Source organism: Citrobacter sp. wls718 (genome assembly GCF_005280945.1).
In the GTDB taxonomy this organism is placed as follows: Bacteria; Pseudomonadota; Gammaproteobacteria; order Enterobacterales; family Enterobacteriaceae; genus Citrobacter; species Citrobacter gillenii.
On sequence record NZ_SZWV01000041.1, the window covers coordinates 1 to 1,267 of the forward strand.

1 protein-coding gene and 1 pseudogene are annotated in these 1,267 nt (G+C 48.4%); both read right to left on the bottom strand.

Annotated elements, in window-relative coordinates:
• Window positions 1-286 (bottom strand): annotated as a pseudogene (locus tag FDW95_RS08145) (tail fiber assembly protein); the annotation flags it as partial.
• The coding region (locus FDW95_RS08150; RefSeq protein ID WP_249358971.1) for a pyocin knob domain-containing protein at window positions 286-1,267 on the bottom strand (982 nt) is incomplete at its 5' end. The gene FDW95_RS08150 and the pseudogene FDW95_RS08145, both read right to left, overlap by 1 nt.

Sequence of the window (1,267 nt, forward strand, 5' to 3'; positions counted from 1 at the left end):
CGTCAGGTAACTTACCTAACTGGTCAATCGTGGTAGCTTTCCCGGTTTGAATGTCGTAAACAATTTTCCCTCGATGGTCCTCAACCAATGACCATTTTTCTGACTCATAATTAAATACAGCGACAAAACCAGCCTTCGCTGACGGCGGGGCAATATTGGTACTGTAAGCAGGTAATCCCGTATTAGCCGGGATAAACCCATCACATTTCCCAATATATTCATTTGTATCTGCACGAAGGTTGTAGAGAGTAATAGTCCGGTTTTCTCCGGTCATTTCAAAAGTCATCAGGCAAGCCTCACAATATAGTTAAACGCAATATTTTTAACGGTGTTTTCTGCATTTCCGGTTGCATGAACGGTCGCAGCATGTCCGTGATACCCCATAACCACATAATGGTCATGCGCACCGATACCCACCCAGTGATCATGAGGGCCAATCCACGTCACATGAGCATGATTACCACTTCCCTCAATACGATCTCCAGCTGACCATGAAACATTTGACGAATGCATCCCCAGCCCCTGGCCGGGAGTATCCCGGTATGCAGACGTTGAGCAATATCGAAAGTTATGTGCGTGCCAACCCCCTTCTGTGGATGACTTATTTCCGTAATCAAAACTGGTTGTTGGTTTCGAACCATAATCAAAAGAGCTGGTGTATTTCGTTCCCAGGTCTGTATCGGAAATGCTGGCTGTGTGGGCGTGCGATTTAATACCATCCTGTTCATACGAGAGTACCGTACGCCCGTTCGGTTTCCCCTTAATCGTCTGGCTTCGCATGTCAGGGATAACACCCGCTGGATACGCAATCGCAAGCAATGGATAGGCCGCTTTATCAAAAGGTTGCCCCTGCATTAAGGCGTACCCTGTCGGGGTTACATCAGATGGCCAGGGGATAGGTGCGCCGACAGGGTAAGAATCTTCCGGCATCCACGGCGTCCATGCCAGCGTTGAATACTTGCTACGCGTATAACTGCGGGATGAGTTGTACACGCGGTAAATCTGTGTGACTCCGGCACTTCTCAATACCATCAGAGAACCTGCATTATTCTCCGGGTAATTCAGTGCCGCACTGGTATTAGCGTTCGCTCCCTGAAAATAAAGCCCCGGCACCTGGTAATCATCCAGATTCTGATTTTCACCAATCCCCACAACCTGGCCGTCAAAAATATCCTGCGCCGTGACATTGATGTCCGCAGCCAGTTCATGACCATTAACTCTGCGTGTTGAAGGTACTGCGCCAGCAGCCAGTTTTATTGTTTCTACT